Raw genomic sequence first — 8,570 nt, forward strand, 5'->3', positions numbered from 1 at the left:
ATCTGTGAACTTCCGGCGTTTCGCCATCTCGTATCCCTCCAATAGGTTTGGGATACACCTTAGCTCGCTGTCCGATTTTCTGGGACCACTTCACCAAGATCGGTTCGGGAATGTCGGTTAGCAAAGCTCGCAAGCACGCGAATCCGATTGAGGTGCCGTATTTGCGGGTTGCCAATGTGCAGCGCGGACATCTGGATCTTTCAGTACTAAAAACCATGAAGATAGAGCGCTCGCAACTTGCACAGTTGCGTTTGCGAGAGAATGACGTGCTCTTCAATGAAGGCGGCGACCGAGACAAACTCGGGCGCGGCTGGATTTGGCCCGGCGCCCCAAAGGTTTGTATTACTCAGAACCATGTGTTTCGTGCGAGTCCGCATCGCCCGTCAGAAGCCTGGTCGAAGTTCATTTCTTATTGGGGCAACAGCGCCGGGCAGGCCTATTTCGAGGAATTCGGCAAGCAGACCACCAATCTGGCCTCTATCAATAAAACCGTCCTTTCTCGGTTTCCCGTGCCTCTCCCGTCGCTTGCGGAGGTTGAAGAGATCGTCCGCATCCTGGAGGAGCGCCTCTCCCGCGCCGATGCGCTTGGCTCGGAGATCGACGCCGCCCTTGCCCGCGCCGAGGCCCTGCGCCAGGCGATCCTGAAGCGCGCCTTCTCCGGCCGCCTCGTCCCCCAGGACCCGGCCGACGAGCCCGCCACCACCCTCCTCGCCCGCCTCCGCGCCCGAGCCGCGGCGGCCCCCCAAAAGACCCGGAGAAAGACCCATGCAAGCTGACGATCACGCCGTTGAGGAAATCCTGGCCGAAGGGCGCCGGTTCATGGTGCCGCTCTATCAGCGCAAGTACCAGTGGGATGACGCGCGGCTGGAACCCTTCTGGGAAGACGTCGAGGCCAAGGCCGTCGAAGTTCTGGAAGGGGAAAGCAAGTTTCAGCACTACATGGGGGCGCTGATCCTGTCACCCATCGGCGAGGCTGCGCAAATCGGCGTCACGCCTCGGGTTCAGGTCGTCGATGGGCAGCAGCGGCTCACCACGTTTCAACTTTTCCTCGCCGCGCTCCGGGAGGTGGCCCGCAAGCACGACTGCCCGGATATCATCGAGCATGTGCAGGACTACCTGTTCAACAAGCTGAAATCGAAGGACACCGACAAGCTGACCCGGTTCAAAGTGACGCCAACGCCGTCGGATCGCGAGGTTTTCCACGACATCATTGAGAAAACCCATGACGAAGTGCGGCGCGACTACGCCAAGCACTACTGGGGAGGACGTGTTCCCAAAAACACCCAGCACCGGGCGCTGCGCGCCTACGAGCTTTTCTATCAGAAGATCGATCATTTCGCGCAGTATGGGCCGACCGACTACGACTTCGGGGATGAAGAGGAAGAAACCTCGGCTGAAGCGATCACCGACGAAACGGACACCCGGGAAGCTCTCGAACAGCGGCTCGAAGCCCTGCTGACCGCGCTTCTCAACCGGATGAAGCTCGTGGTCATCACATTGGGCGAAGGGGACGATGCCCAGGTGATCTTCGAGACGCTGAACTCGAAGGGCCAACCTCTCCTGGCGATGGACCTGGTGCGGAACAACATCTTCCACCGCGCCGAAAAGGAAAACGCCGAGGTCGACGAGCTGTATCACAAGCTCTGGGACCCTTTCGACCATACCTGGTGGCGCGAGCCTGCGCCTTTCGCCCGCCCAAGGCGCCCGCGCATCGACCACTTCCTTGCTCATGTGCTGGCGGCCGAGACGGGACAGAAGATTTCTATGCGGGAGCTTTATGCGGAGTATCGAGCCTTCGCTGTTCCGAAAGGTCGCCCCCGTTTTCCAAGCGTCGAGGACGAGTTGGAGGTCCTTCAGGACTACGCTCCCCTCTACGAGACGCTAGAGGGTCGAAAGAAGGAAGACGACGATCTGCATTGGCTGGGGCAGAAGCTTGCAGCCTGGCAGGTCACGACGGCCTATCCCGTGGCGATGCAAATCGCCCGCTCGGGGATCGACGTTGAAGAGAAACGCCAGCTGTATCGACTGCTCTACTCTTATGTTGTGCGACGCGCGTTGAGCGGGCTGACCGCGAAGAACCTCAACAGGGTGTTCCAGGCTCTGTCCCACGAGTTTGCACAGGAAGGCGCGTCGCTTTCGACCTTCTCCGCATATTTCGCTGCCCTGACCGGCGACAGCACCCGCTTTCCTAATGACGAGGAATTCAAGAGGGGAGTGATTAATCTCCCAGCCTACTCGCTGGCTCCAGGCACAAGGATAAAGGATGTGCTCTGGGAGCTTGAGCTCGCGAGCAGATCGAAATTCGCAGAAGAAATCGAGATGCCTTCAGGACTTTGGGTCGAGCACGTTCTGCCCCGTTCATGGAACGAAGACTGGCCGTTTGAAGACGGCGATTTTGCAGAGCGATGGTCAGGCGACCCACGCGCAGAAGAGCGAAATACGTTGCTGGACACGTTGGGAAATCTGACCCTGCTGACCGGGGGGCTCAACATATCTTCCGGCAACAAGGGTTTCTTGGAGAAGCGCGAGAAATTCGCCGAACACACCGGGCTGTTTTTGAACAAGTGGTTCCAAAAGCGTGACGCGTGGTTTGAGAAAGACATAATCGAAAGAGGCAAGGCGCTGGCTGAGATGGCACTGAAGATTTGGCCGCCTCTGCCTACCGCCGGGCGGTCGAGCCAGGAGGAAAGCGAATGAACACCGCCCCCATCATCTCTCGCGTCTGGAGCTTCTGCACCATGCTCCGCGACGACGGGGTGGGCTATGGCGATTACCTCGAGCAGCTCACCTACCTCATCTTCCTCAAGATGGCCGACGAATACGCCCGCCCGCCCTACCGGCGCGACGTGGGCATTCCGGATGAGCTGAACTGGCAGAGCCTGAAAAAGCTGAAGGGCGCCGAGCTTGAGGCGCATTACATCGAGGTCTTGCGCGGGCTGGGCACTCGGCCGGGCATGCTGGGGCAGGTCTTCGCCAAGGCGCAGAACAAGATCCAGGACCCGGCCAAGCTGGCACGCCTGATCGAGATGATCGACGGCGCCGACTGGGTGATGATGGGCGCCGATGTGAAGGGCGACATCTACGAGGGGCTGCTGGAGAAGAACGCCGAGGACACAAAGTCGGGCGCGGGGCAATATTTCACCCCCCGCGCGCTGATCCGGGCGATGGTGGAATGCGTCCGCCCCGAGCCGGGCAAGACCATCGCCGACCCGGCCTGCGGAACCGGCGGCTTCTTCCTCGCGGCCTATGACTTCCTGACGCGCGAATACCAGCTTGACCGCGCGCAGAAGGAGTTCCTGAAGCACGAGACGTTCTTCGGCAACGAGATCGTCGCCAACACCCGGCGTCTCTGCCTGATGAACATGCTCTTGCACGGGATCGGCGAGATGGAGGGGGAAAGTCCGATCTCCCCGGCCGATGCGCTGATCGCCCCGCCGCCGCGCACTTTCGACTACGTGCTTGCCAACCCGCCCTTCGGCCGCAAGAGCTCCATGACCTTCACCAACGAGGAGGGCGAGCAGGAAAGCGAGGAGCTGACCTACAACCGGCAGGATTTCTGGGCCGCGACCTCGAACAAGCAGCTGAACTTCGTGCAGCACATCCGCGCGATGCTGAAGACCACGGGCCGGGCGGCGGTGGTGGTGCCCGACAACGTGCTGTTCGAGGGCGGCGCGGGCGAGGTGGTGCGGCGAAAGCTGCTGGCCTCGACCGACCTGCACACGATCCTGCGCCTGCCGACGGGCATTTTCTACGCCCAGGGGGTGAAGGCGAACGTGCTCTTCTTCGACAACCGCCCGGCCAGCCCTGAGGCGCAGACAAAGGAGGTGTGGTTCTACGACTACCGCACCAACGTGCACCACACGCTGAAGAAGAAGCCGATGACCTACGAGCACCTGGGCGAATTCATCCGGTGCTACAACCCTTTGAACCCGCACGAGCGGGAGGAAACCTGGTCAGCGGAGAACCCCGAGGGCCGCTGGCGGCGGTTTACCTACGAAGAACTTGTGGCGCGGGACAAGGCGAGCCTCGACGTCTTCTGGCTGAAGGACAAGAGCCTGACGGACCTGGAGAACCTGCCCGAACCCGACGACCTGGCCGAGGAGATCATTGACAGCCTGGAGGCCGGTCTCGGCAACTTCCGCGAGGTGCTGGCCGAGTTGCAGGGGTAGCGTTGCAACGGGGTGCAATTTGTACCGATTTTTGCCACCTGCCGCCAATGTGGGGCGAATTTCTTGGTCACCCGATGAGATTGAATGCAGAGCATAAAAGGGAACTTCAATGTTAGACGAGCCGGAACCCGTTCAACCTCTGACTGTCAGGCGACTTGAAATTGAGAACTTCCGAGGCGTGCGCAAAGGTGTTGTGGAGTTTGAGGGTCATACACTTCTTGTCGGCGGGAACAACGCTGGGAAGTCTACGATTTGTGACGCTTTAGAGCTGGTCCTTGGGCCCGAGCGAAGCTATAGGCGCCCGATTGTCAATGAACACGATTTTCATGCCGGTCGTTATCTCGATGAAGACGGCAACCCAGTCTACATCAGAATCGACGTTGTTCTGCTCAATCTTCCTGAGGAGATGGAGAACAAGCTGTTTTCAAAGACACGCCCGTGGAGCAAAGTCAAAGGCGAATTTGTTGACGAAAATGGCGCGGAGCCCGAGGACGCCGATGGCGAAGATGTCGTTCGCGCCCTGCCACTGACCTTCATCGGCTATTATGACCGCAAGGAAGACGATTTTGTGGGAACGACGTATTTCGCTCACCCTGTCAAAGAGTTGGGCGAAGAGGATGAACACTATGGCAAGCCCTTTGCGGGCCTTCTCGGATTCCCGCGCGAATGGAAAATCCAGTGCGGATTTATCTATTTGCGGACACTACGAACCGGACGCCGCGCACTTAGCCTAGAGCGCGGATCACTGCTCGATACCATACTGCGTCTCGGAGATACCGGGAAAGAGTCGATGTGGGAAAGCACCCTGAGGCAACTGCGCGACCTCGATCCACCAATTGGTGACATTCCACAACTCGAGGAAATTCAGACGCAGATCAAGAATCGCATGGCGCGTTTCGTCGGTCTGTCTGCCGACAAGGATGCGACGGGTTTCTATGCCTCCGACCTGACGCGGGAAAATCTGCGGGAGGTGGTCCGGCTCTTCCTGAAGAGCCAGGACAGCAACCATACCGTGCCGTTCAATCGCCTCGGAACGGGCGCGGTGAACGCGCTGGTCTTTGCCCTGCTGACCCATATCGCGGATTTGCGCGGCAACCGCGCGATCATCTTCGCCATGGAAGAACCTGAGATCGCCTTGCCGCCTCATGCGCAGCGCCGAATCACCAAGTATCTGCTCAAGAATATGGGACAGGCAATCATCACATCGCACTCGCCCTATGTAATCGAGGAGTTCGACATGACAAATGTGCGGGCCATTTCGCGCAGGGAAGGGGTATTGTCATCGGATTGCATTCCGGCGGGTGTCATCAGGCACAGTTCGTTGCGCACCAATCGCAGGCAGTTGGCTGAAGCGATCCTGGCGCGTGGTGTAATCGTTGCAGAAGGCGACACCGAAGCGAAAATGCTGGCGGCCGCAAGCTACATGTATGAAGCCCTCGATAAATCAAACACCTACGTGCCCCTGGACTTGATCGGGGTGAGCGTTTTTGATGCAGGTTCGCAGTCCCAGGTTCCGAAATGGGGGCCGTTCTTCGGGGCATTGAAAAAGACGACCTTTGCCTTCCACGATATGCCCGAGAATGCCTGGACCGAAGATCAGAGCGAGAAGCTGGACACTTACCACTACAACTTCGAGAGCGCGTATAAGGGCACGGAAGACTTGCTTGCCGCCGAAGTGCCGCCTGCGGTCCATCGGCGGTTTTTGGATCAGGCCAAGGAGCATCCCGACTACCCAACCGATAAGGGGTATCTGAAAGGCGGCGAAAGCGATGACGACGTGATCGCGCTGTCCAAGGAAGTCCTTAAAGCCAAAAAGGGCTCGGGCTTCGCGGCCATGCTAATCGAACAATGCGAGACGCTGGATGAGATGCCCGAGACGGTCAAGAGCTTTCTGGAGACGGTCGCCGCCGACATGGCCCTCCCCAAGCTGGCCGATACAGACGGCGATGCGGGAGACGACGCAGGCGACGGCGAAGACGGGCCGGACGACCCCGATCCGCTTGATATTGACATCGCAGACATTCTTTAGGTCATGGCCTTTACGATCTGCGAAAAACGTCAATCGGTCATAGATGAACAGGGGCACGCGCTGGTCATTGGTGGGCCGGGATCAGGCAAGACGACGCTCGCCCTGCTCAAGAGCAAGGGGATTCTGGACACGCTCGCGCCCGGTCAAAGCATCTTGTTCTTGAGCTTTTCGCGCGCCGCCGTGCAACAAATCCTCAAGCGCTGCCGCGAAATCCTCAGCAAAGAAGAAATGAAGCGCATCGATGTGCGCACCTATCATTCTTTCTGCTGGGATATCCTGCATAGCCATGGGCGCTTGCTAGGTGGACAGCCTTTGAAAATGATGGCCCCGTCCGAAGAGGGCACGCGGCGCACGCAATTCGAAGGGGATTGGACGGAAGAAAGCCGGCGTCTCTTGAGAGAAGAAGGTGTTGTCTGCTTCGATCTCTTTGCAGCCGCAACCGCAGAGCTCCTGGAGCGGAGTTCGCATCTGCGTTCCTGGATGGGAAGGCTCTTCCCGCTGGTGATCCTTGATGAATTTCAGGATTCAGATGACGATCAATGGCGTTTCGTCCAGCAGCTAAGCAAAGTGACGCAAACCCTGTTTCTTGCTGATTCCGAGCAGCGAATATTTGAAGGCTCGTTCCGGCCCGGCGTGCGGGCGAACAGGCTGGACATCTTAAAAGACACTATCGCGCTGTGCGAATTCGATCTGCGCGACGACAATTTCCGTAGCGGCGACAGCGATATTCTCGCCGTTGCGGATTGCGTGCTCAGCGGAAAAGGTCCGCTGCCCAAGAGCGAGGACGTGAAGGCACTCAAATATGAATACCGGAACCAATTCGCGGCGACGGTTCACTTTGCTGTGGCAGTGACGCTTGGCACGCTGCGCAAACGCGGGATTGAAGATCCAACCGTCGCGGTCTTGGCCAGGAGTAATGATCTGGTCGCAGAAATTTCGGATATTCTCGAAGTCTCGCACAGCTACAATGGAAAAGACCTGAGACCAATCCCTCATGAGATTGTCTGGGATCAGGAATTGTCGGCATCGGCAGGTGTCGCCATGGCATCCGCTCTGGAATTCGTCTCTCTGAAAACCCCTGCTGCAAGGGAGGCCATGCACACCAAGATCGAGGAGTACTTCCTGATCAAAAAGGATTTCTGCGAACGCTATGGTGGGCGCGGCGCACAGACAGCAGGCACGAAGGCGGCGCGATTTGGGAAAGCGAGAGCCAAAATCGCGGAAGGGAAGGCGCCAACGAAAGGCTCACCGCGTACCTTGGAAGAGACGTTGACGGCCATTCCCGCCCTTGCGGGCGATCCGGTTCGAGACTGGAAGGCGGTGAGAACCGCGTTCCAAGCGCATGATGATCTGAAGGCTATCTTTCAAGACGCGCGGATGGTGAGGCTGTTTCGCGCCTCCGATACTCTCGCGACGGCCCTGGCTGGGCGCTGGATTGAACGTGCGACCTACGAAGGCGCCGCTCGGATAGTACGCAGTGTTCTCGACCAGGAAAGGCTGATGGGTCTTGAGCGTGATCCCAAGGGCGTCGTGCTCATGACTATTCACAAATCCAAGGGTAAGGAGTTTGATGGAGTGATACTGATAGAGGGCCTTTACTCTAGCCCCTTCTTCCTTAAGCACGAAGCGCCCCAATACGCCCCGTCTCGGCGGCTATTGCGCGTCGGTATTACTCGGGCGCGGAATTTCGTGCTGTTGGTGCGCCCACAGAATGCCAAGCCGCTGTTGGACGCCTGAAACACATTTCAAGGCGCGTAAAATTCGTTTCGCCGCTGATTCGACGCCACATACGGAAAGCCGTCTTGGGCAGGCGAGTTGCCGTCAGCCTAGCCTGGAATAGCCCCCTGAAAGTGGTCCACCAACTGGGATAGATCTGTCCCGCAAATTGGAGGATCAGCGATGGCTGGTCACGTCCGTCAAGGTGGTGTAATTTGTGGGGTGGCCTGAGGTCATGAGTAAGCGGTGCGCTGGTCACACTGGATTTGCGTAGTTCCAGGGCAGGAGTTCTTCGATCCGGGATTGCTTATGGCCATTGATGATGGCGGTGAGGGTGCCGGTCAGCCAGGTGTGGGGATTGACGGTGTTGAGTTTGCAGGTTTCGATCAGCGACGCCAGCGTCGCCCAGTTCTGGGCGCCGGCATCGTGACCGGCGAAGAGGGCGTTTTTCCGGTTTAGAGCTATGGGGCGGATGGTGCGTTCGACGGTGTTTGAATCGATCTCGATGCGGCCGTCGTTCAGGAACAGGGTCAGCCCGTCCCAGTATTTGGCGATGTATTTGAGGGCCTCGCCGAGCGGGGATTTGGCAGAAACGCGGGCGCGGTGGGTGGTAAGCCAGGTCTCGAAGTCGCCGATGACCGGCTTTGACCTTTCTT

General features: G+C 58.6%; 6 protein-coding genes. 5 read left to right on the forward strand and 1 reads right to left on the reverse strand.

What is annotated here, in order from left to right; genetic code table 11:
• Window positions 1-110: 110 nt before the first annotated feature.
• From C4S70_RS17710 to C4S70_RS17730, 5 genes are all read left to right on the forward strand, one after another.
• The gene (locus C4S70_RS17710) at window positions 111-776 is read left to right on the forward strand and encodes a restriction endonuclease subunit S (RefSeq protein ID WP_146064261.1); all 666 of its coding nucleotides are present in this window, start codon (window positions 111-113) and stop codon (window positions 774-776) included.
• Window positions 766-2,697 carry a DUF262 domain-containing protein gene (locus tag C4S70_RS17715; protein ID WP_104009424.1) on the forward strand — a complete coding sequence of 644 codons (1,932 nt, stop codon included), beginning with the start codon at window positions 766-768 and terminating at the stop codon, window positions 2,695-2,697. Before C4S70_RS17710 ends, C4S70_RS17715 begins: the two co-directional genes overlap by 11 nt.
• Entirely contained in the window at window positions 2,694-4,169 is a 1,476-nt protein-coding gene (locus C4S70_RS17720) for a type I restriction-modification system subunit M (RefSeq protein WP_104009425.1), read from the forward strand. The genes C4S70_RS17715 and C4S70_RS17720 overlap by 4 nt, the downstream gene beginning before the upstream one ends.
• Window positions 4,170-4,278: 109 nt before the next feature.
• Complete coding sequence (locus C4S70_RS17725) at window positions 4,279-6,198, forward strand: ATP-dependent nuclease (protein WP_200822811.1); 1,920 nt, start codon at window positions 4,279-4,281, stop codon at window positions 6,196-6,198.
• A gap of 3 nt (window positions 6,199-6,201) precedes the next feature.
• Window positions 6,202-7,935 (forward strand): UvrD-helicase domain-containing protein, encoded by a 1,734-nt coding sequence (locus tag C4S70_RS17730; RefSeq protein WP_104009426.1) that lies wholly within the window; start codon window positions 6,202-6,204, stop codon window positions 7,933-7,935.
• 234 nt (window positions 7,936-8,169) lie between these two features.
• On the opposite strand, the gene C4S70_RS17735 is transcribed toward C4S70_RS17730, so the two are convergent.
• On the reverse strand, window positions 8,170-8,570 hold a 401-nt coding region (locus C4S70_RS17735), incomplete at its 5' end, for an IS66 family transposase (protein ID WP_146064262.1).

The sequence above is a fragment of the Jhaorihella thermophila genome (assembly GCF_900108275.1).
GTDB classification, from domain to species: Bacteria; Pseudomonadota; Alphaproteobacteria; order Rhodobacterales; family Rhodobacteraceae; genus Jhaorihella; species Jhaorihella thermophila.